This is a genomic window from Komagataeibacter oboediens, assembly GCF_003207815.1.
Classification (GTDB): Bacteria; Pseudomonadota; Alphaproteobacteria; order Acetobacterales; family Acetobacteraceae; genus Komagataeibacter; species Komagataeibacter oboediens.
Genome location: NZ_NKTX01000246.1, coordinates 1 through 696, shown reverse-complemented (window position 1 = coordinate 696; position 696 = coordinate 1). Strand labels below are relative to the sequence as shown.

General features: G+C 63.1%; 1 protein-coding gene. It reads right to left on the bottom strand.

The annotated features are described in order from the left end of the window. Window positions 1-462 (bottom strand): IS66 family transposase (locus CFR80_RS18640; protein WP_181418291.1); only part of this gene is annotated, 462 nt, incomplete at its 3' end. Window positions 463-696: the final 234 nt, after the last annotated feature.

Below are 696 nucleotides of genomic sequence, written 5' to 3'. Positions count from 1 at the left end.
CTTGAACTGGCGCGGGATCACCTCCAGCGTCTCGGTGACGCTCTCCCCCAGTTTGCTCAGACGATCGCTGCCACAGCACGGACACTGTGTCGGTGCGGGGATGACGACCCGCTCGCGCGGCAGGTCGGCACGCAGGGGCTGGCGTCCCCGGTTGCTCCGGGGTGCTGTCGTGCGGACGGCGGGATCCGCCGCATTTTCGGGCGCGTCCTCGGCGAGCGTCGTCTCCAGTTCTTCCAGTTCGAGTTCGAGCTGGGCCAGCAGGCGGCGCCCCCGCTCCGACGAGGTGCCGAAACGATCCTGGCGCATCCGCGCGATAAGATGTTTGAGATGGGCAATCTGCGCTTCGGCGCTGGCCGCGCGCGATTCTGCATCAGTGGCCCGGAGTTCGGCGACCTGGGCACGCGCCTCGGCAGCGGCAAGTGCTGCGCGCAAGGCGATGATGTCGTCCGTATCTCCCGTCATGAAGGCAGTTGATCACATGGGCGCTCAAAAGGGTACCAGTATATGCTGACCTGGCGCAGTTTTTATTATCCCGCCAGTTCAGGTCTCCATGTTTTCTGCGGATTGCGCCAGTCCACACCCTCCAGCAGACAAGTCATACTACGGGCTATCACCTTTGACCTATATGAGCCCATTTTCTGAGGCCGATGGATCGGATGGTCTGTGGCAGGGCGGTGAGGTTGTTCCATGCGGTGC